The 20,830-nt window shown below is 59.3% G+C and carries 22 protein-coding genes; 13 read left to right on the top strand and 9 right to left on the bottom strand.

Going from position 1 to position 20,830, the window contains the following annotated elements; translation table 11 throughout:
* Positions 1-567: 567 nt before the first annotated feature.
* From ACILSO_RS29780 to ACILSO_RS29765, 4 genes are all read right to left on the bottom strand, one after another.
* Positions 568-1,140: a hypothetical protein gene (locus tag ACILSO_RS29780; RefSeq protein WP_395741139.1), complete on the bottom strand. Its 573-nt coding sequence runs from the start codon at positions 1,138-1,140 to the stop codon at positions 568-570.
* Positions 1,137-2,063, bottom strand: a complete 927-nt coding sequence (locus ACILSO_RS29775) for a hypothetical protein (protein WP_395741138.1) — start codon at positions 2,061-2,063, stop codon at positions 1,137-1,139. The genes ACILSO_RS29780 and ACILSO_RS29775 overlap by 4 nt, the downstream gene beginning before the upstream one ends.
* A 12-nt stretch (positions 2,064-2,075) precedes the next feature.
* The gene (locus ACILSO_RS29770) at positions 2,076-3,512 is read right to left on the bottom strand and encodes a toll/interleukin-1 receptor domain-containing protein (RefSeq protein WP_395741137.1); all 1,437 of its coding nucleotides are present in this window, start codon (positions 3,510-3,512) and stop codon (positions 2,076-2,078) included.
* A gap of 129 nt (positions 3,513-3,641) precedes the next feature.
* Positions 3,642-4,040, bottom strand: coding sequence for a hypothetical protein (locus tag ACILSO_RS29765; RefSeq protein ID WP_395741136.1), 399 nt, complete (start codon positions 4,038-4,040; stop codon positions 3,642-3,644).
* Positions 4,041-4,781: 741 nt separating this feature from the next.
* Between ACILSO_RS29765 and ACILSO_RS29760 the strand changes: the two genes are divergently transcribed.
* From ACILSO_RS29760 to ACILSO_RS29725, 8 genes are all read left to right on the top strand, one after another.
* Positions 4,782-6,962 carry a hypothetical protein gene (locus ACILSO_RS29760; RefSeq protein WP_395741135.1) on the top strand — a complete coding sequence of 727 codons (2,181 nt, stop codon included), beginning with the start codon at positions 4,782-4,784 and terminating at the stop codon, positions 6,960-6,962.
* Positions 6,963-7,136: 174 nt separating this feature from the next.
* Positions 7,137-7,406, top strand: coding sequence for a hypothetical protein (locus ACILSO_RS29755; protein WP_395741134.1), 270 nt, complete (start codon positions 7,137-7,139; stop codon positions 7,404-7,406).
* A gap of 4 nt (positions 7,407-7,410) precedes the next feature.
* The gene (locus tag ACILSO_RS29750) at positions 7,411-7,569 is read left to right on the top strand and encodes a hypothetical protein (protein ID WP_395741133.1); all 159 of its coding nucleotides are present in this window, start codon (positions 7,411-7,413) and stop codon (positions 7,567-7,569) included.
* A gap of 1,003 nt (positions 7,570-8,572) precedes the next feature.
* A complete protein-coding gene (locus ACILSO_RS29745; RefSeq protein ID WP_395741132.1) occupies positions 8,573-9,226 on the top strand; it encodes a hypothetical protein in 654 nt (217 codons plus the stop codon).
* Between the two features lie 35 nt (positions 9,227-9,261).
* Entirely contained in the window at positions 9,262-9,765 is a 504-nt protein-coding gene (locus ACILSO_RS29740) for a T6SS immunity protein Tdi1 domain-containing protein (protein WP_395741131.1), read from the top strand.
* Positions 9,766-9,880: 115 nt separating this feature from the next.
* Positions 9,881-10,120, top strand: a complete 240-nt coding sequence (locus tag ACILSO_RS29735) for a hypothetical protein (protein ID WP_395741130.1) — start codon at positions 9,881-9,883, stop codon at positions 10,118-10,120.
* A gap of 162 nt (positions 10,121-10,282) precedes the next feature.
* The gene (locus ACILSO_RS29730) at positions 10,283-10,486 is read left to right on the top strand and encodes a hypothetical protein (RefSeq protein ID WP_395741129.1); all 204 of its coding nucleotides are present in this window, start codon (positions 10,283-10,285) and stop codon (positions 10,484-10,486) included.
* A 331-nt stretch (positions 10,487-10,817) separates the two neighbouring features.
* Positions 10,818-11,099 carry a hypothetical protein gene (locus tag ACILSO_RS29725; protein WP_395741128.1) on the top strand — a complete coding sequence of 94 codons (282 nt, stop codon included), beginning with the start codon at positions 10,818-10,820 and terminating at the stop codon, positions 11,097-11,099.
* A 39-nt stretch (positions 11,100-11,138) separates the two neighbouring features.
* Here ACILSO_RS29725 and ACILSO_RS29720 read toward each other — a convergent pair whose 3' ends face one another.
* From ACILSO_RS29720 to ACILSO_RS29710, 3 genes are all read right to left on the bottom strand, one after another.
* Positions 11,139-12,266 carry an AI-2E family transporter gene (locus ACILSO_RS29720; protein ID WP_395741127.1) on the bottom strand — a complete coding sequence of 376 codons (1,128 nt, stop codon included), beginning with the start codon at positions 12,264-12,266 and terminating at the stop codon, positions 11,139-11,141.
* A 247-nt stretch (positions 12,267-12,513) separates the two neighbouring features.
* Positions 12,514-12,759 carry a glycine zipper domain-containing protein gene (locus tag ACILSO_RS29715; RefSeq protein WP_395741126.1) on the bottom strand — a complete coding sequence of 82 codons (246 nt, stop codon included), beginning with the start codon at positions 12,757-12,759 and terminating at the stop codon, positions 12,514-12,516.
* Positions 12,760-13,104: 345 nt separating this feature from the next.
* On the bottom strand, positions 13,105-13,728 hold the full coding sequence (locus tag ACILSO_RS29710) for a hypothetical protein (RefSeq protein WP_395741125.1): 624 nt from the start codon (positions 13,726-13,728) through the stop codon (positions 13,105-13,107).
* A gap of 175 nt (positions 13,729-13,903) precedes the next feature.
* On the opposite strand from ACILSO_RS29710, the gene ACILSO_RS29705 reads away from it, so the two are divergent.
* Positions 13,904-14,521, top strand: coding sequence for a hypothetical protein (locus ACILSO_RS29705; protein ID WP_395741124.1), 618 nt, complete (start codon positions 13,904-13,906; stop codon positions 14,519-14,521).
* 378 nt (positions 14,522-14,899) lie between these two features.
* Here ACILSO_RS29705 and ACILSO_RS29700 read toward each other — a convergent pair whose 3' ends face one another.
* Together ACILSO_RS29700 and ACILSO_RS29695 are read right to left on the bottom strand one after the other, a co-directional pair.
* On the bottom strand, positions 14,900-17,026 hold the full coding sequence (locus ACILSO_RS29700) for an ATP-binding protein (protein WP_395741123.1): 2,127 nt from the start codon (positions 17,024-17,026) through the stop codon (positions 14,900-14,902).
* 507 nt (positions 17,027-17,533) lie between these two features.
* Positions 17,534-17,746: a hypothetical protein gene (locus ACILSO_RS29695; protein ID WP_395741122.1), complete on the bottom strand. Its 213-nt coding sequence runs from the start codon at positions 17,744-17,746 to the stop codon at positions 17,534-17,536.
* A 129-nt stretch (positions 17,747-17,875) separates the two neighbouring features.
* On the opposite strand from ACILSO_RS29695, the gene ACILSO_RS29690 reads away from it, so the two are divergent.
* From ACILSO_RS29690 to ACILSO_RS29675, 4 genes are all read left to right on the top strand, one after another.
* Complete coding sequence (locus ACILSO_RS29690; protein WP_395741121.1) at positions 17,876-18,886, top strand: hypothetical protein; 1,011 nt, start codon at positions 17,876-17,878, stop codon at positions 18,884-18,886.
* Between the two features lie 2 nt (positions 18,887-18,888).
* Positions 18,889-19,398 (top strand): hypothetical protein, encoded by a 510-nt coding sequence (locus tag ACILSO_RS29685; protein ID WP_395741120.1) that lies wholly within the window; start codon positions 18,889-18,891, stop codon positions 19,396-19,398.
* A gap of 344 nt (positions 19,399-19,742) precedes the next feature.
* On the top strand, positions 19,743-20,372 hold the full coding sequence (locus tag ACILSO_RS29680) for a hypothetical protein (protein WP_395741119.1): 630 nt from the start codon (positions 19,743-19,745) through the stop codon (positions 20,370-20,372).
* A 136-nt stretch (positions 20,373-20,508) separates the two neighbouring features.
* Complete coding sequence (locus tag ACILSO_RS29675) at positions 20,509-20,796, top strand: hypothetical protein (protein WP_395741118.1); 288 nt, start codon at positions 20,509-20,511, stop codon at positions 20,794-20,796.
* Positions 20,797-20,830 lie beyond the last annotated feature (34 nt).

The following is a 20,830-nucleotide window of genomic DNA, read 5'->3' as shown; positions in this document are numbered from 1 at the left end:
ATCAGACAATCAGACAATCAGACTGGGAGACTGGGAGATGAGGGGGCTGGGGGATGGTGGTAAAATGATGGGAGGGTAAAATGATTTTTTCCGGAGGGGTAGTGGGAGGTGGGGACGCACGGAAAAAGGTGAGGGCGTGGGGATGGGGGAGGCTTCGCGGCAGTTTGCTGAGTCTGCGCGGCAGGAGGTGGTGAATGGGGGGCCTTGACAGGTGGGGTCAGGCTGTGATGTGCTGCGAAGGCACAGGTTCTCCGTTGCGAAATGGCGGTGGGACGCTTCTGGGAGCGGGGCGTGCAAAGAGGATGATGGGGTCGCCTGCCAGTGTGGCTGCTAGAACCCAGGGGGGCAGCTTCTAACGCTCCCTTCTTCGTTCTACGAGCTACGGTGGGCATGGGGCGCTCCGTGGGGCTGAATGACGGAAGACGGCTGCTATTCAAGACTAGCGATCAGCCTAATGCGTCCTTCTCCATGAAATGGATGAGCGTGGACTGCTGATGAGCCAGGAGATGGCATGGAGGGGCTGATTTCAGAGTGTGGGGGATGGCAACTTTTTGATGCTTCGGGAGTCTATTCTATGGAACGCGGATTTTGAATTTTTGCTTCTGCCGTGAGTCTGTCTGTCCAAATGGAATCTTGAACGACGCTGGTGTCCTTCAAGGCGGCCAATTTCTCCGCGACCTGAGAATGGCCTGCGAGGTTAGATGCCTGGACTGTTGACTCGATCTTCCTCCAGTCAGCCGAACAAAAGGGGGGCTTTAAGTTGAGCCAGGTTTCGAGCGCATCCAATACGGCAAGCAATGTATGAGGGAAGGTGATGTGGGGTATGGCTGCCACGAGCAGCTCTGCGGTGGGGCGGTCGCAGTTTGAATGAGCGGCCTGGCCGAGGGCGGCGATGAGGCCGTTGCAGGTGCATGGGTGGTGGGCCGGGGTGGCGGCGGCGGCGATTGCCTCGGTGGCGATATGCGCAAGCGGGATGTGGTGGTCTGCGATGAGCGCTGCGATGCGACGGATGAGCTGGTCCTGGTGCGTTAAATTGTCGGGCGCTTTGGAGAACTCCCAGGCATCATAATAGCTGGCCAGGGATTTGATGTGTTCCAAAGCTGGCGTGCTGTGTGGTGGGGTGGGATGTTCTTCGGTCATGGGTGCTGAGGGTTCACCAGATCTGCGACGATCTGCTGGGCGACATAACCGTAGGGGATGTAGATGTGCTGAGCGGGGATGGCCTGCGGCTGCTGCAGAGGGGATTGTGACCGCCCTTCCTGCCGCCTGGCTGATCTTTCGCGCCGAGCCTGCTCCTCCCTTTCCGCCTGGGCCGTCCAGAACTTCTGGATGTCGGCGAGGGCGTGAGCATCGGGGCTCTTTGTGCGCTCTTCGAGGCCCTGCCGTGAGGAGAGCATGGCGGCGGCTCCGCCGGTGGTGGTGTAGGTGTAGATGGGTAGACCGGGGTGCTCGCGGGCAAAGATGTCTGCTTCTTCGAGAACGCCGCCCATGCCACCGATGGCAACCATGGCAACCATTTTATAGGGCTTGGGTTTTTCATGGATGCCGTCGAAATCGGTATCTTTGATCATGGCCTCGCGCATATGCGTCAAGCTCCTGGGGGCCTGCGAACGGTCCTCGATTTTGGGGTCGACTTTTTCGCCGCCTTTGATGTCGGTCCACTTGACGGTGACCAGTGGGTGACGCTCGAGGCGCTGGGTGGCCTGGGCCCAGTCTTTCTGCCAGACTTTGCTTTGGTAGATGATCAAGGCGGGATTTTTCCAATGCTGGGGTCTCTCTGGGCTGCCTTTGGATGAGGGCGCAGGTTCGGGGAGATAGAAGTCCTGAATCACGCGGGCGACCAAGGGCGAGATGCTGGGGTGCGCGCCGAAGACTAGCGTGCCGCCCTCCATAAAAATGGCACGGGCGAGGCTGATGACGGCTTCTTCGATGCGCGCGAAGGCATCGTGGATGACTTCGAATTTGGGTTCGCCCTGGCGCTGCTGTTGCGTAGGGACTTTGGCACTGAGGAAGATGGCGGAGCGGTGGAGTCGGCTCTGCGGTGTGGTCTGGGGCGCTGGCATAATGAGAGAGGATCAGAGTTGGGCGATCATGTCCTTGATCTGTGCTTCGCAGGCGTGCTGGATTTTGCTGACACCGCCGAGCCAGGTGATCTGCGCCTGGCGCTGGTGCTCAAAGAAGGGTGCAGGGCTGATGAGCCAGCCCTGGCGGATGGCGGACACTTTGTGGCGCTCGCCGAGACCGAAATAATTTTGCAGCTCGGGGGGGCGGGCGGTGAGGCCGATGATGGTTTCAGGCTGCGTGGCGGAAGGAAGTGCGAAGGTGCCATCGGATTGCAGATCGTGGCATTTACCGGCTTTGGTGAGAGCAAGACCGAGATTGCCGATCAGTTCAAGACGGCGGCGATGCAATGCCTGGCCATGGACATCCCTGATGCGGCTGATGACGTGGGTGAGCTTGTCCGCGGAGAGCTTTTGCGCAGTCCTGGGATAGTCTTCTCCTGCGGGAACGAGGTCCGCGGAGGTCAGGAGTTCAGTGGAATCGGGGCCGATGTCTGCGCGCTGAGTGATGCCGGGGAGGCGCAACTCCAGGAGGCCGAGGCGGTAGTTTTTAATGGTGGCGATTTCTTGTTCGACCCAGCGGGAACGCTTGTCGGGAGCTACGGCAGAGACCCTTTCTGAATTGAGCAGGATGACCATGGCTTTGTCGCAGAGATCCTGCATGAGGCGCTGCTGGAAATTGACGGCGGCGGGAACGCTGCAGCGGTCGAGAAAGACATCGAAACCAGCCTCGGTGAGTGCCGCGAACAACTGATCTGCGATGGCGGAGGTTTCTTTGCGGACATAGCTGATGAAGATGCGGCTTTCTTCGGGGGCGAGCCCGACGCGCTGGAGCACGGCCCAGAGGATCTCAAAGCGAGAGAATGACCAGAAGCAGACATTGATGACGCGCCATAGCGTGGGGAGGCACAGGTGGACGTTGTCTCTGTCTGTGGTGTGCAAGATGGGGATGACCTCCCACTTGCAGGGCGGATACGGTGCCGGCACGTACGGATGCTTTTTTGCCTCTTCAGGCTGCTCCTCTTCATATTTCTGCTTTTCGATTTTTTCCTTTTCCTCCTTCTCACTGTCCCAAGCCCTCAGGCGATCATGCCAAATGCCAGAGGCGGACTGCGCGGGCAGAATCTCAGGATCCGAGGTGGCGGGCTGAGCGAAGTGGACGAGGATCTTGCGGCAGTCGTGGTCAAACATGGCATGGCAATGCACGGTGGGGCGGCAGCCCGGGCAGGACAAAGCTGTGACTTCAAAGGCGCCTGCGTATTTGAGGATTTCTTCGCAGAAGGCTTCACCCATGTCTTGCGCGGCGTCTTGAGCCGAGGACAGCAGGCTCTCGAACACGAGGAAAACGGGTGTGGTGAGGTGCAGCCCACGGAACCCGCGGCAGGTGTAATGATTGCCGCCCTGATGGTCCTCGGGATACTGGACGATGAGTTCGAGATTGTTTTCGAGCATGGTGAGGGATGGGGGGATGTGGTGCTCAGGGATGATGCGAAGGTGGGGCTGCTGCTCTTTTGGCCGCAGAGGGTGATGACTGATCGTGACGTGATGCGCGGATACGAAGGACGTGATGCGGGCGCTGTGCTAGATGGTTTTGATGTAGAGGAAGGCGATGAGGATGGCGGCGACCATGGTGCCGTGAAATGGCAGGACGGTCCTTGAATGGAGCACGGTGAGCCATCTTTCGGCTGCTGTGATGTCGGGTAATGTCATGCTGTAGTCGGTGCTGCAGGCCTGCCGGACTTCGTTGTAGAGGGAGCGAAAACGGCGCTCCAAGGAGAGATAGTAGGCGTCGAGAAACCAGAACATGGCGCACGGGATGAGGCTGAGGATGGCGAATTCCTTCTGGCTGTCCTTTGCTGCGAGTGCGACCAATGCTGAGACGCGGGTGACGGACCAGCCGCGGATGAGGAAGGAGTTGCCGGCCATGCGGGTGATGACGGCCTGGATGAATTCGAGGTGCTTGCGCTGGTCTTCGCTCATGGGGGTGGGTGTGCGGTTTGAACGGGTGGAGGGCTGGCGGGGTGGGCAAGTTAGAGATCCTCTGCTCCGCCCTTCTCTGCTCTTTTGCCCGGGGAGCAACGGTCAAGGTGCTGGTTGCTTCCAATTGAGACACTGCCGCTGGAACGCGAGGCTGAGGTGTAGTCGCCGGGTTTATGGTGTGACAGGCGTTTCATTGGGTGTTTTGCTGATGTAAGCATGGGCGTTTTTCATGGCAAGGGGTTCTGTGGGGAAACTGGATGCTGGGGACTAGATGCTGGGGGCTGGATGCTGGATGCTGGATGCTGGATGCTGATGCTGATGCTGATGCTGATGCTGATGCTGGGAGCGCTATGCGACGGGTGGGCTTTGGGTGGTTTGGGAATGGGGGTGGATATGAGATGGAGTGGGAGGGGCGGCGGTTCCTGGCATCGGGGTTTTGAAGGGCAGTCCTTTTTTTTGCGGTGTGAAAAAGATTTTTGCTTGCGCTTCGATTTCGGGACCCAAGTGGTTTGTCATGTCAGCCTGACGGAGTGTGGAACTCGGAGGGATGAAGCGCTTGGTTCTCGGCTTGCCGGATGCGGTGCCGGGAGCTCGCTGCCTGACTCTTAGTGCCAGATGCTGGTTTATAATGCTAGCTGCTGGTGTACCGGCTTGCGGCGGGTGCATTTTTGTTTTGGCGGTGTTTGCTGGCGATGGGCTGGGATTTCTATTTTCTTTTTCACTTTCACTTTTTTTTATCGCATGCCTTTGATTCCACATTCTTCGGTGAGTGCTTCGGCTTCTGCTGATACGCTGGCTGCGCTAAGGGCGAAGGCGGCGCTGGTGCGGAAGCGGAGGAAGACGCCGCTGGAGGATGCGCTGGCGGCGGGCGGGGGGACGCGGGCGGTACGACTGGTGCAGTGGGCGCGAACGCAAAAGGCAAACTATGATGCGGGGCTGGTGCAGTGGCGGGCGAACCGGGTGAAGTGGGCGCAGGAGGCGCAGGATGTGTTTGAGCATCGGGCCCGGGCGCGGCGCGAGAGGCGGGATGTGGAGGAGGCGGGGAGTGTGTTCGAGGTGGCGAATGAGTCGGTGAATGTGGTGGGGGCGCTGGCGGAGTTTGCGGCGGCGCAGGCGGAGCAGGACATCTATGGCGGGGAGCCGTGGTTTGCGGCGAATCCGGTGGGGCGCACGGATGCGAAGCTGGCGGATGACATTCAACATCACCTGCAGTGGGTGTTTCGCGATGGACGGTATGTGGATGCGCAGTGCCTGGGGATCGACCAGGCGGTGACGCTGGGGGAGTGCTTTATGAAGACGCTGTATGCGGTGGATGTGGATGAGTATGAGGCGGTGACGCCGTGCCTGCATGCGGATGGGAAGCCGGTGATGGACGGGCGGGGTGCGCATGTGACGAGGGATGAGCAGGTGGCGGGCCTGCGCGGGCTGCGAGGGAAACTGGAGTGGCGTGATGCGTATGAGACGCGGAGGCGGGTGCTGCGCGAGGGTGTGGAGGCGATGCCGGTGCACTTTAATGACATCAGCTTTCGGGAGGATGCGCCGGAGCTGGATCTGCGGCATACGAATGTGTATGTGAGCGTGGAGATGAGCGTGTTTGAGGCGATGCGGAGGTTTGATCTTTCGAAGGAGGATGCGATACGGCTGGCGCGGTGTGCGGTGGCGGGGACGCGTACGGATGAGGAGGTGCAGAGGGAGAGATCTGCGGATGCATGCGCGGTGGGCGGACCGCCGGTGGAGGTGGCGCTGGGTGAGGAGGAGGCGGACAAGCTGATCAATACGCGGGTTAGGCTGATCGAGGGCTACATACGGGCGGATGTGACGGGGACGGGGAAGGAGGCGAGGCTGTGCATTGTGTTTCCGCCGCTGCACGAGGACTGGATTGTGTGGGGGGATTACCTGGCGAATGTGTCGCCGAATGCGGAGCTGCCGATCAAGTGCGAGGTGTGGGAGCCGGTGCCGCACAGACTCTACGGGCGGGGATTTTTCTCGAAGTATGCGTATCTGCAAACGGGGACGGATAATCTGTGGAATCAGGTGCACTTCCGCAATGAGATGCATGCGAATCCGCTGACGGCGGTGCATGAGGAGAACATGCTGCGTGATGAGGACGGTGGGGATGTGGTGATCGGGCCGGGGCGGACGATCAAACCGAAGGCGGGGAAGCGGCTGGGGGATTGCGTGGAGTTTGCGCAGCTGCCGGATGCGGATACGCGAAGCATGGAGCTTTTCCAGGTGGGGATGCAGCTGGCGCAGCTGAGAAGTGGAATAACGAGTGCGAGCCAGGGGGATCTGTCTTCGGTGCCGGAGAGCAACACGGCGACGGGGATCAAGTCTCTGATAAGCCGTGCGGCGGTGCTGCTGAAGAAGCCGGTGCGGAGGCTGCGGCGGTGCAAGGGGCGCGGCTTCAGCTATGCGGTGAAGCTGTATTATGCGAACTTTGACCGTGAGGAGGCTTTTGTGTGGGGGGAGGGGCACAACAAGGAGCTGGTGCGGATAACGCCGGAGCATGTGCGTGACCTGGACGTGGATGTGGTGATGCTGCTGACGCAGGAGCAGAACCAGACGAAGCTGGAGGGCGCGAAGGCGATGATGCAGATGGAGCAGACCTATGCGGGCCTGCCGGAGGTGGACAAGGCCGGGGCGCGTGTGGGGATGGTGCAGGCGCTGAAGGCGCTGGAGTTTGCCAACGCGGAGGAGATGGTGCGCAAGCCGATGCTGACGGTGGAGAGCTGCCTCTCTATTCTGCCGCCGGAGGAGGCGGAGAAGCTGAAGGGGATGCTGGCGAATGCGCAGCAGGCGCAAGCCCAAGCGCAAGCTGCGCCTGGGCAGGCGCAGCCGGGGGCGGGTGCGCAGGCGATGGGCGGGTCCCCTGCCCCGGGACCTGATGCGAATGGTGCGGTGGGTGCCGCACAAACTTTATGACTATGAATACCATGCCATACCACTTTGATGCACTTCATGGGATGGATGCTCCGGCTGCTCCGAGGTGGGATGTGATGCGCCTGCGATGCTGCTGATGCGAACGCGCCTGCACTTTTTTATTTTTTTTAATACGAACCTACAAACACAAACACGATGCCTACTACCAAACGCCGAATGACTCTGGATCCACATAGCACGCCGGGCGTGCTGCAGGAGATGGTGCCGAATGATTCCTTCCGGGCAGTGACGCCGTCTGACACGGTGGCGCTGAAGGGAGGACCTGCGCGGGCGCTGTATGTGGGCGGCGCGGGGGATGTGACGGCGGTGAACGAGAACGGTGTGGCGGTGACGTTTGCCGCGGTGCCGGGAGGTTGCGTGCTGCCGATCGTGACACGGCAGGTGAATGCGACGGGCACAACGGCAACTCACATCGTGGCGCTTTGATTTTATGATCGCACTCGGACACGGACTCGGACTGACGCTTTCCTCTGGCGGTCTACCAGGTGATACCACGCCTGGTGGAACGGAGGATGTGCTGCTGCTGGCGGGAGGCCAGCGCGGCCTGCTGCTGGCGGATGGCACGGGCTTTTTGGTTCTTCATTCTTAACGACTCACTTCTTTCTCTTAATCCCTAACTTTTTGCACTTCTATGTCTGACAAAACGCTTGCCTCACTGTAATCTTGCCCTGCGCGCTCCAATGTTTCAGGAGCGTCTCAACCTTGAAGATGAGGGACTCCGTCATCTCCTCGCCCTTGCCGGACTGGTGGCTGATCTGGGCGATGTGGAGATCCTGCGTGATACCAAATCTGGCAAACACAGCCTACTGGGTGGAAATGATTCCGTTGACAAGTGCTCCGATCACCTTGTCTCCGACGTCCCCGCCGGTCGATTTGAAATACTGCGCTGCAAGCCATTTCATTGTCTATTCACCATTAGGCTTGAATTTTTGTTGGCTTAGGAAGTGCAACCAAACTTTTCTACCCACAGGTCGAAGGTCATTTTTGGCGAGAGGTTTCGGCGAGGTAAACCGAGGACTGCAGGATCTGCCGTGTGGCTAACGGGATGCACGCCGCTTCGGAAGGGAGAATCCGTTGCATAAAAAGAACTGCGGGCTTTATGGCCATCGCTTTAATGCGGGCGGCCATGGAGAATGCGCGGCAGCGGCGAGATCCGGTGGCTGGTTCGGGAGGGCAAGTGAGCACGGCGGCAGATGAAGCGGAGGCTCAGGCGGCGCCACGCATCCCCTGCCCTGGCGGATGAGAGCGTGCAGGAAGAGAAGGAGGCTGGAGGCGGAATGCGACGGAAACGCAGGATGCCGGTACAGGCTTAATACCATGACCGAGCATCTCGGCGTATGAAATAGCATGGCTTTCCTAACACGCAGGAAAGCGCGGGCAGGGAGTTTTTTCATCGGCCCACGCGCCCGCGGCGCTTCACCTTCCCTACCTTTGCGCTGCCAATGCACGCGCATCTCTTTCCGCGAGGGGGCGCACGCGGGGCGGAGGAAATGGTGGCAAAACGGCTCGCGGCTGGAGGTTCGGCCAGAGGAGTCTTGCGCCCAAGCTCGGTTCAGGTAAGCTTTTCAGCACAGCCATCTGTGCCAGTTGCCATGAAGACGCTCACCTCTTTGCTCTTGATCCTCGTTCTTGCCGCGGCCGAGTGCTCTGCATTCGATTACGGGCCGCTGATGGCCGGGCGGCCAAAGAGTCCGGAGGCGATTTCTGCGGGCATTGCTTCCGGCACATCGCTCTTTATGCGCCACCTGGAGGCTCCGGAAAGTCTTTCCTCCGTGCGAGGCTTTACCGCCATTTATCGCAAGGGTGTGGAGACTGCCACCGGCACTGCCGCCGCCATGGGAGGTTCTCCCGAGTGGAAGAGGAAGCTGGTGATTTCGGTGGCGGTTCGCCTTCAGGATCATCCGAAATACATCCTCGGCAAAGGCTGCCCGGAGGCTGTTGTTCCAGGGACGGGCAGCACGTACCTTGGCATGTCGTTTCTCTCCTACACGGAGGGTGGCGGGCACTCTGGCACGGGCACTCAGGCCATCATCCAGCATAGCGAGGTGGACATGCTGAAGATGGCGGGTCCGCTGGATGCGAGCAAGCTCCCCTTCAAGCTGGACACCCAGGCGATGCGGGAGCAGCACGCCGTGCCGGTGTTTGTCTGGCTGCCAGTGACGTTCGACCCCGCCAAGGCTCCGAAGATGATGCCGGAGAGCGAACTGCCCGATGGAACGGTCATTGTGTATGCAGTGATCGATTAGAGCGGGATGCACCATGGACTGACGCGACTGAAATCATGACCATCAACGACCTGACCGTGAATATCAGCCATCTGGACCGGGAGGCCTTGCTCTCCGAGTGGCGGTGGCTGACTGGAGCGACCAAGCTTCCCGTGCTGGCGACTCTCGCTGGAGATGTTTTTGTACAAGACTCGACCGACGGCTCCGTGCATTTTCTGGATGTGGTGGAGGGCAGGTGCACGGAGATTGCGCCAGATGGAGACACATTTCAGCGGCTTCTCAGCGACCGTGAGTTTGTCATGCGCCATTTGTCCGTCCAGCTGGTCGCGCCGCTGATTCGCGCGGGGAAAGTTCCTGCTGCAGGCCAGATCCTTTCGTGGCGCCATCCTCCTGTGCTGGGTGGCGCCTGCTCCACGGACAACCTGGAGGCGACGGACATTTCAGTCCACTTCAGCATGCTAGGGCAGATTTGGCGGCAGGCTTCGACCCTGCCTCCAGGCACTCCCATTCATATCTCCATGCAGTCGACATCAGCGCAAGGCAACGCGCCCGAGGCGTAGCAATCGCTGACGACAACTCCTCGCGACCGTCGCTCACCACAGCGCAGTCTTGCGCCTGCAGCCGGCATAGCATCGACGTTTGTTTGCCCGGACCCGCAACTCATCGCCCCAACCAATGGACCATCTCGCTTCAGCTCTGCTTTCAGCCATCTCATCCATCGAGAGCAGGGACGTGCCCGACGAGATCGCGGATGAGGATGTTCGTGTGCTTGAGGAGGCATTCTTTCACCTCCGAAGGTGCAGCGATTCGGAGCGCAGCCGCATCGCAGAAGCCGCCCGCAATGAAGCCATGCAGACCACCGATGCCCGTCGTCAGCAGTCCATGCTCTTGATCATTGAAAATCTTGATCCATGACCGGCTGCGGCGGACATCTCTTAGAGGACAAAACGACCGTGCTGACTTCCGGGGCGGCGCCGGCGCGTTCGCTTTCCACAACTTCAACGCGCCTTGCCTTATCCTGGTTCTGCCCCGCTCCGGCAACAGGCACCGCTTTCATGCAAGGCTGCCCGACCACTCATGCCCACGCCCGCTCAAGACATCTCCATTTTAAAGCTTGAAGGATTTGAGGAAGTCGCGGCCATCAAGGCCGGCCGCCCCTTGTTTCATTTCAGCGGGGTGCACTCATTTCACTTCTCCATCCGCCGCGAGGATGATCGTGGGGAGACATGGCGCGACATTGAGATGGTGGATGAGCGCGTGAAGAATGACACCAAGGCGTAAAGCGTAGTGCGTGCTTTCTCTGCTGTCGAAGCAAACTCACGGTTGGAGAGCAAATGGGGGCCAGGCGCAACTTTTCTGACACATTGACGGACTGAACCGTGGATGAGTTGCTGCTTCAAAGCGCACCGAATTTTGTCAAGTATTTGCACCCTGACCCCTTTTTAGGCAATGGATTTACGTTTTCTGCATTGTATAAATGGGTTGACGAGGCGCTCTACACCCCTCCCTTAATCACTGAAAGTGAACACTTTAAATCGTCAAAAAGTTGATTTGAAGATCAAAGCGATTGCGTTCGCAAAGATTTGTTGTCCGGTTCCGGCAACATTCATCAATGAGCAAATCAACCGCGCTCTCCCTGCTTTCCCTGATCAACGAAAATGTCCATTATTGCAAAAGGCCGATCATTCCCGGGGATGTCCAGACGCTGATGGTGAAAGCGGGCGATGACCTCGTGGCGGCGCTGTCTGACGAACCTTACGCCCAGGAACGGGCGAAAACGCTCGGGGTTTTTCTTCGCTCGGTGTTTCGTCCCGGGGCGGCTGTGAATGAACGGTTTTGTGAGGAGATCCTCATTCAGACGAACGCGCTCATCGCTTACTTAAAGGGGCCCTGAAGGCAGCCTTGCCCATGGCCAGGTCGTCTGTGAGGATCTTCACCCATGAGCGTTCACTTTATCGAGCGCGTCGTGTTTCTGCACGGTGTCAGGTTCCAAGTGAGGGCGCAGCCAGGTTCTTTCGATGATGGGGTAGGAGGCAACGATGGGCAGGATCAAAATGATGCCGAGCACGCCTCCGACGATTCCAGCCATCATGCAGCATACCAGGACCGTCAGGGATGAGAGGCCGAGGCGCCGACCGTAGATCCTTGGCACGATGAAGTAGTTTTCGATGAGGTGATAGACGCTGTAGAGCACCGCCACTGACACAGCCGTGGCTGGCGAGACGAATGCGGCGGAGGCGACGGCGGGTATCACGGCGATAAAGAAGCCGATCAACGGAAGCACGTCGCAAAATCCTGCGATCACGGCAAACAGCGCCGCATCGGGCACGTGCAGCAGGCTGAGAACGCAGAATGCGTAGGCTCCGCAAAGCAGGGATGTGATGAGCTGGCCGCTCATGTAGCCGCTGACCACGCCGGCGATTTCCGGAGCTGCTGCTCCCAGTTTTTTGCGGTGGCGCGCGGGGAGAAAGGCGAGGAGCCAGCGGTAGACGCGTTCGCCGTCGGAAAGAAAATAGATCGATGTGATGACGATGACCAGAAACTCGATGAGGCCCTTGAGGGCAGTGCCGCCAAAGGCCACGATCTCTGCGACGAGCGGTTTTGAGTCCGCAAACATGGGAGAGGCCAGAAACTGCTGCGTAAAATTGTGCACCGCGCCCTGCGCTGGCGCATATTTGACGATATCCTCCTTCAGCTTGGGGAGGGTTTCGACAAGCGTGGCCGCCTGGTGCGTGATGGTGGGAATCAGCAGGCCAAGCCCGAGCGCGACGGCGCCCAGAAGGATGAGTGTGATGCAGGACAAGCCGAGCCACTCAGGCCAGCGGTGTTTTCGAGACCAGCGGATCATCGGCCAAAGGGTGATGCTGATGATCAAGGCGAGGAGGAGGTCCGCAAAGAGATGCCTCAGCTCAAAGGCGACGAACGCAAACAGCACTGCGGACAGCAGCTTCAGGATGGTTTTCCAGGAGATGAAAATCTCCCTGCGCTGCGAGGCGGCGGGATGAGCGCTCTGAGCCTGGGAGCCTCTTCTCGCGACGCGCTTTGGTTTGGGCGTTCTCACTTTGGCACTCTGGGTTTAGCCGGTTTGAATCGCTTGGCTGAGCGGTGGTGGGAAGCACTGAATGTGCGTGCGGCTCCGCAAGACCGTGGTTTAAAAAGTAGTGCGCGTGCAAGGCCAGGAGATGGAAGCACCTGCGCCACTTGCTTGTGCGATGAGAGGCCCCGAACCGTTTGACGGGGCCCCTCAGTCACAGGCGGATCACACGGGGGAACGAAGCGCCATGTTTCGGACGCTTTCCCCGGTGCGCTTAATAACGACGGCGGGAATTGTATGCGCGCTGATCCTGCGCGTTTCCAACCGTGTTGCCGGCGGCCGCTCCCAGGCCCGCGCCGATGGCGGCACCTTCCAGACCACGCCCGCTCTGGCTGCCAATGATGCCGCCTGCCGCAGCACCGGTCAAACCTCCGATTACCGTCCCTGTTTGTGCACGCGGTCCTGTGGCGCAGGAGGAGACAGTGATGGCAAGGATGACGCTGTAGATGAATGTTTTCATGATGTGGTTGGTTTAAGGTTTGGACAGTATCGTTAGACTGTGTGCCGCTTAAATCGCTCCTCCTTAATCAAGTGGGTGTATTGACGTGAAGAGATGGCGTATTTCGCTCTGAACTGCGCGGGCAGAGCATGCGAGAGAAGCGCGGTTTGTCCGCATCGATGTGCGGTGCATGGAGCGGCGGATCCTTCTCACTCACACAGGCGATGTTCAGCACATCGATCAAGCTTGGCGTCAGGACATCCATCTCGCACGCTATCGATAGCCGGCCATGGTTGCGCGCAAACTGCGGGGAGGCTCACGCCATGCAGGCGTTACCTCCCCTGCCCTTAGCTGTGCTGTGCTTGTTCACTTCACTTTGGCCCGCGCGATTTCTTTGCCATCGCCTTTGATGCTGAGGAACTCGCCTTCCTCGGTCACGTCCAGCTTTCGGACGCCCTTTGGGATGATGCCCAGCTTTTGCTCGTCCAGGGTGAGATTGGATTCGCCCACGGTGAGCGTCTTGCCCGCCACCGCCACCTCGGCAGTCGATCCGTTCACATTGACGGAAACAGATCCCGGCGCAGTCACGCGGATATCGCGACCGTTTACCGTGGCGGTGGCGGTGCCTATGCCCGCAGTGGTGGTGCCAGGAGTGGCGGCGCCGCCGCTCACGCGCGCGGTGGCAGATCCACCGGTGGCAGATCCACCGGTGGCAGATCCACCGGTGGCAGTGCCGCCCGTGGCGCTCCCACCTACCGCCGATCCTCCTTTAACGCTGCCGCCTCTGATCGTGCCACCTGTCACTGATCCGCCGGTTGCCGAGCCACCCGTTACGGTGCCTCCGGTTACAGTTCCGCCTGTGACGGTTCCGCCAGTGGCAGAGCCGCCCTTCGCCGAGCCACCGCGCACCGTGGCCGACTGCCCCCACAAAGCCGAAGAGGTGACGACGGCCAGACTTCCAACACTCACAAGATAGAGAATCGTTTTCATGCTGAAGTATCGGCGGAAGCTTCCACGCGCGCTCCGGTTATGCGCGACCTGAGTGGCAGATCAGGCATCCACGGAAGGTTCGTGGAGGAGTTGGTTATCAATGAACTGACACTGATGCCTGGCTCATCCTAGGTTCTGACATTCAGACTAAAGGCGCATTCGAAATAACGATGCTATGAAAACTAAACCCCTCATTACCACCCTCGCTGTAGCAATCTTTGGCCTCGCCGCCAATGCACAGACCACCACGCCCACTCCACCCACCACCTCCGGCACCGGCACCGCCACTGGCAGCGCCAAGGCCTCGGGTACCGGCGGCAGTGGCACGGCCACCAGCACCGGCGTCGGAGGCTCCGCCACCAGCAACACCACAGGCGGCGCGACCACCGGCGGCTCGGCCACGGGCGGCGCCACCACGGGCAGCTCGATCTCTCTGGACGGCAAGTCCAAGATCATGCCGCATGCCACCATCAATGCCAACACCACCGGCGGCACTACCACAGGCGGCTCCGCTACTGGCGGCACCACCACGGGTGGTACTGCCACCGGCGGTGCAGGCACTGGCGGCACGGCCACCGGCACGGGCGGCGCAGGCAGCGGCACCGTTTCCAACAGTGGAAACGCCTCCGCCACTGGTTCCGCCACCAGCAGCACCAAGAACGACAACACTCAGGCAGGCTCGCACCCAGAGGGCACCTCGCGTCCTGGCAAAGGAAACGACGACAAAGTCCACCGGGAACTGAAGACGCCTTCTGGACATGACAGGAAGGATGACAACCGCAAGGACCGCTAACCGTCCTGCGAGTCATTTGGTATGGTGTGAAGGCGCCCTGGGGGTCATTCCCCAGGGCGCTTTTTCGTGAGTTTGTCTTCGATGGGGGCCGGGGTGCGGACGTTTCTGCAAGCGCCAGGACCAATGATGAAGGCCATGGTGCCTGATGCGGAGGATACGGCTTTTTCGCCGAGACGGAGAATCCGCAGCGGCATGGGGGGGCGGCGTCTGATTTGCATCTGACGAATTCGCGCGGGGGCTAAGTTTGTCCATTTTTTGCACCCTGCCCTACTTTTTCCATTATTTGCACCCTGACCCCCTTTTTTCTTTTTTTGCCTGCCCCATTTTTTTCATTGCACTCGGGCGGGCAGACTCAGGAGGGGGCGGTCCCCGGTGGTGCTAGACCTGGCCATTGACGACGGAGGCGATGGCGTCGCGGAGCTGGCCGAGGTCGACAGGCTTCACGAGGTGGGCGGAAAAGCCGGCCGTTCTTGACTTCCGATGGTCGGCTTCCATCCCGTAGCCACTGAGGGCGATGCCGGGCCAGCCGAAGCTTTCTTTGAACTGCGACATGAGAGCGTAGCCGTCACCATCCGGCAGACCAATGTCGCTGATGACCAGATCACATTTGTGAGCCTTCGCTTGTGAAAGCGCCTCACGCATGTTTGTGGCACAGAACACCGAATGTCCGTCCCGTTCGAGCAGACGGCTCATGGCCTCCAGGGACTCAACGTGGTCCTCCACAAGCAGAAGGCGCAACGGGGAAAGCTGGGTGTTGTGCCGGGGTGTCGCGGCGGGCGCGCTTGCGGGCCTCGTCGTTGTCTCGACGATCATGGTAAAAGCCGCCCCGTGGCCTGGTCCCGCGCTCTCAGCCATGAGGCTGCCTCCATGTGCCTCCATGATGTTTCTTGAGATCGAAAGGCCCAGGCCAAGTCCTCCGAACTGATGCCTGCCTGTTAATGCGCCCTGATGGAACGCGAGGAAGATGTTTTCGAGTTCGCCCTCAGGGATGCCAATGCCTGAATCCCTGACCCTGACGGCCAGACTTCGTGGGGCGGGATTGAAGGTGCTGAGCGTTATGGAGCCGCCCTGGGGCGTGAATTTAACGGCGTTTTTCAGGAGGTTCCACAGCACCTGCAGGAGGCGTGCCGGATCTGCGTGGACACACGTTTCGAGCGCCTCCAGCTCCATGCGCACCTCGATGCGCTTGTCCCGGATTTCCTGGGCGAGGGTTTCTTGTGCGTGCCTTAGCAGCTCATGAACATCCGTCAGCACGGGGTGAACCTGCAGCTTGCCACTGCTGATCCGCGTGACGTCCAGCAGATCGTCGATCAACCGCGCCTCAAGCTGGATATTGCGCCGGATGACGGTGAGCTTCTCACGAACATGGTCAGGAAGCGACGGATCATTTTCCAAGTCAGCCGCATTGATGAGGGCTGGCGAGAGGGGCGTGCGCAGTTCGTGGCTGAGCGCCGCCAGAAAGTCATCTTTGGCACGGGAGGCTTCCTTGGCCTCATGAGCTGCCAGGCTGAGCTCCCTCTCTGTCCGCTGGCGTTCGGCGACTTCCTGCGTCAAGGCCGCTTCTTTCGCCCGTAAGATGTTCTCACGTTCAGACACAATTCCCGCACACCACCACAGGAGGGTGCAGAGCAGCGCGATGAGGGCGATCACCAGCAGAGCCGTGCCCATGTTGAGATCAAACAAGCCCGCTCGCTGCCCTCGGAGCCGAAGCCAGCCCAGCACGATGGGAATGCCGACGATGCATGGGAGGGAGCGCCTTACAAGGGCTCCAGCCGCACCGGAATCCATCAGCGCCCGCATGGGCTGGTGCTCACGCACGCTGGCGGTTACTCGCACCGCCAGGGCGAAAATGATCATGGCAGACTCCATCGCAATTCCCGTGTAACGTGAAACTGCGTAAAGGGGGTCCGCACCGAAGGCGTAGCCCATGAGCGAAAAGCTCGCGATGGACATGATCAAAATGCCCATGGCAGGAACAATGCGGCGCGCGCTCCCCGAGAACGAAAGCAGTGTGATCGCCACACCTAAAATCGTGAACGAAAGCGACGCCGGAGGACCGGGTCTTCCAAGCGACACTGCAGCCCGATGGCCCCAGCTTGCCCTGACTAAAAGTTGATCGATGCCAAGATCAATGCCGGACAGATGTTGGAACAAGGTGGCCGCCCCTACCAGTGCGGCCAGCAGTGCGAGAATACGACTGGCAGCAACCGTCCCCTTTTTTGCCGAACCCTGCATCATCAAAGCAGCACCGCACCCGATCGCCATGAGGGCCGTATTAACGAACATGGCGATGCCGTCGCCATCCCAATCGGTGAGCCGGGGTCTTTGTGCAAACCACCCGATCAGCGTCAAAGCGCCTCCTGCCACCGCATATCCGCCGAGGACCCGCGGAAGCAGGGCCTGAACTGGTGTGGCGATTTGCTTTTTTAACTCCATAACCTTTACCGCCACACCCTGAACCGTGGGCAATCCGACAACTATGAGCGTTAACCCGCCGTGGAACAAGCAAAAGCAGGCTTCATTGCCAGCAGGGTGCAGGGAAAGGATGACGGCGGAAGCCAGGGAGGATGGAAGTGTGAGATCGCAGCTTTGAAGTTAGCCAGCCTGAACCCGTGCATGAGTTGCTGCTTCAAAGCGCACCGTTTTTTGTCAGCTTTTTGCACCCTGCTCCCGTTCCCGTGCCCCCTTTCTCCGGCATGAAAACGCGTGAATTCATTTGCGCCTGCAAATACGGACCCAAGGGGTGTCTGCATGGCCTTCTCATCCTTCATTCGCAGCAACCGTCCCGCAGCCGAAATCCCTGAAGAAGAAGAAGAGGAGGAGGAACAGCCGATGCTGAGGAGCGGGAGTGTGCGGGCTTTCAGCCACCTGCCGGTGCGGGAAGAAGAGAGGGTGGATGCTCCGATAGTGCCCGGGAATGAAGGGAGCACGCGCCAATACATCCCCATGCCGATGCATGAGGATGCGGTGGAGGATTGGGGAATGCTGCCACGCAGCGGTGGTGTGCGGGCTTCAAGCCACCTGCCAGCGCGGGAGGAAGAGGATGCGGATGCGATGCCTGAAAGTGGCCACGGCCAGCAAGGCTTCGGTCTGCCTGTGGCGGGCAGTGCATCCGGCCCGCTGTCTTTGCGCGGAGCGCAGCCGACGGGCCGCTGGCGTCAGCTCGGGGGACTGGCTGAGCAGGAAAATGGGCGGCAGTTTGATCGGGTAACATCGGAACCGCATGCCCCAAGCGGAGGAGGCGAGCCTCCTCCCGGCTTTGGGTGGAGAGCGGATGACCAGCGCCAAGGCATTCGTGGCCCCGGCGCTGAATCAACAGGTGATCGTTTCGCCTCTGACCAGGGCAAGCCGCCCATGAGCCGCTTGTTTGAGAAGCGCAACCGCGATGGTACCGCTCCTTCCAGCCGCGGCATTCCTCAGAGCGGCGGGCTGGGATTTGATGATCTGGTGTATCGCGGTCAGGCACCGGGTGCGGGCAATGGTGGCGCTGGAAGTTTCACGAACGCGGACGCCATGCCGGGCGTGCGCCTACAGCAGTTGGCTGCGGCAGCGGGATCACAGGAGCAGCAGGTGCGCGGAGCCGCGGTGCATGCGCAGGGTGGGAGGCTTGGAGCGCAGCAGGCTGCAGCACCCAAATCATCCATTCCAAGTACGCCCCCTAATCCCACATCCGCTGCTGAAAAAAGATCATTCAGCTCTCCAAGAAGAGTTTCAGGAGACAGGCCGCTTGGATATAAAAAGCCAAAGCCGCAGCCACCAAAAGAGCCCGCCCTGATTCAGAATGACAAGGTTATTCAAGCATCCAGCGTTTCTCCGTCCAAGCGCGGCCTGGCGGTATTGCGCGAGTTTTTCAATCCTGACGCGACCGACTTAAACCAACTTTACGACTCCATGAGGAAACGGCTGGCCGATGGCGAAGCCTTGGTCCTGCTTATCAATTCAAATGGCGCACATGCCGCCATCATCACCTTTTATTTGGACGAAGAAGGCAATCTGGTGAGCACTCTTTTCGACCCAGGAGGAGAATACAAACACGGAGGAGTGAGGGGTTCTGACGGCGTTTTTACGAATACAATTCCCAAACAAGGACCTAATGAAACCCGCTGGTCTTTGGCTGAGTACATCGAGTTTCATTCCAAAGATGGCGCCATGTCTTTTGTCCCAGTATGGACCGATGCAAAAACGGCTCAAGATTTTCAGTATCCACAAGGCACCTCCGGAGGGTTTTGCGCCAAGGCTTCGTGCGCCGTTCTTGTGCAAATCCCTGGTATTACCCACCGTGGGGGCCCCGGGCCTTTTTTTCCTTCAGCATTGTCAGACCGACTTTACAAGCTTATGGGGAGGCGTGTCACCATCAAGCACTAGCCATGAAATGGTCGAATGTTTTCAAACTACTCTATCTGATCTTCAAGTGGCTCGCCCGTGTTTTTCTTTGCCTGCTGCCGTTTGTCTGTCTCGCGGCGTTTGCCTTTGACCGGATCATTGTCTCCGAGGTCAGGAGTGCCTGCGAACTCCCGGTGGTGGACGAGCGGCAGAGGCGGGCCATCGACCAAGCTTTCATTTTTTCCTGGTTTCATGTGGCGCGCGTTGGTGAAATCTTTGAGAGAGAGCACCCGAGACTGTCGGGCATTTTTACCTGGCATCAAAAGTTGGCTCTGATCAATGCGTGCATGCTGCCGCGGCAGTGGGCGCGGGTGGATCTTGAGGTGCAGTTCACACCCGTCCACGGGAAAAACGGCGAGTGGCTGACCGGCCTGGAGGCCGCAAGCCAGCATTGGTTCGGTCATGGCATCGAACTGGCGACTCCAGCGGAGCTGCAAGTGCTGAATGACAACCGTGCCACTGCGGCTGGCAGGCGTCCGGCCCGGCGGAAATGAACACCCCCTGTGGAGGAGGGCAAAGGCGTGTGATGTTGAACCCTGCTAACGCTGAAGATGTAAAAGCGGGTCGGGCGAAATGATTGACAGCATCCACACACACCTTCGATTGTTCCGTGCTGATGCGCGGAGCTGCCGCGCTATTTGATAGCGCAGCGCCTGCATCAAACAGATGTTTATTGTTGCTGCCATTTGTCAATTATTTGCATCCTTTAACAGGATAAGCCCGGCGGTCCTTTTAAGGTCAGAAAGATTACGCCAAGTCCCACAGCCGCGCCAGTCCCACAAGTGCGCGATGCATTTTGGCATTGCGATGAGGGGTGCCGCCCTCATATACTCTGACGATGAACCTGAGTCTCCAGCACCGCTGCATCATCGCCGTGGCGGTCATTTTCTGCGCGCTCTTTCCTGCGGCGGCCAAGGCGCAGCAGAACACCACTACCCAGCGCATACCGCTGGGTAACACGCTAAGCTGGGAAGAGCTGGCTGCACATTCGGGACTGTCCGGCCTCAAACTGAAGACGCCCGAAGAGTATCAAGTCGATGTGCGTTTTGAAGTCGCTGTGCGTTTCGGATCCACGGTGGTGCCCTGCTCGATCAAGGCATCCATTCAACTGACTCCTGAAGAGTGGGCCCGGCTCGAATCCGGCAGCCACCCCATGCTGAACCCATGGACGACAGGCAAAGTGGATGACAAGACCTGGAAAAGCACGGTTGATCTTATTTTTTCTGATGAAGACGAGGCGGATGCAGGCCTGAAGCCCAGCCCAGGCGGCGACCTTGACGAGCTCTTGAAAGGTCCGTTTAGCTCTGCGCCCCCGCGTGCTGGAAAGGTGGATGTCAGCCGGCTGAAGATGACCGACAAGGCGGTGGTATTGCGCCGGCTTGACCTGCGTAGCACACGCCTATACATGCTCTCTCCCAATCCCGACGGCAAAAGCGGTGTGCTGTACTACTTCTACACGAATTATTAGGGCCCCGCGGGAAACCAGGGCCAGAGAAGGGTGCCATTTTCTGACACATTGAGAGACTGAAATCGTGGATGAGCTGCTGCTTCAAAGCGCACCGCATTTTTGTTGAATTTTTGCACCCTGACCCGCTTTTCCCCGGGTGCGCCGAAACATTGATGCGGAAACCTTGGGCCACGAGTTTCAACATCTCGGCGAAAAACTTTTTGGCACCCAAAATCCTTTTTTGAATGCGTCACACCCTGACGATACAAAAGCTTATCCCGAGACCGGAGGTCTTGACAAAGAATTCCGCGCCATGAGAATTCAAAACCAACTGCGCTTGGAACGAGCGAGGATGAAGAATATCAAACCGCTTTTGTACCCTCATTACTACTTCAATGAAAAGAGCCGCTATCCCATTCCTGGCAGCCTTCTTCCGCTGCCGTGAACACCGCCAAAGTTATGGCCTCCTGGTGAAGCGC

The organism is Prosthecobacter sp. (assembly GCF_044226605.1).
Lineage (GTDB): Bacteria > Verrucomicrobiota > Verrucomicrobiia > Verrucomicrobiales > Verrucomicrobiaceae > Prosthecobacter.
Note: the sequence above shows the minus strand (reverse complement) of the source record. Positions and strands in the feature narration are given on the sequence as shown.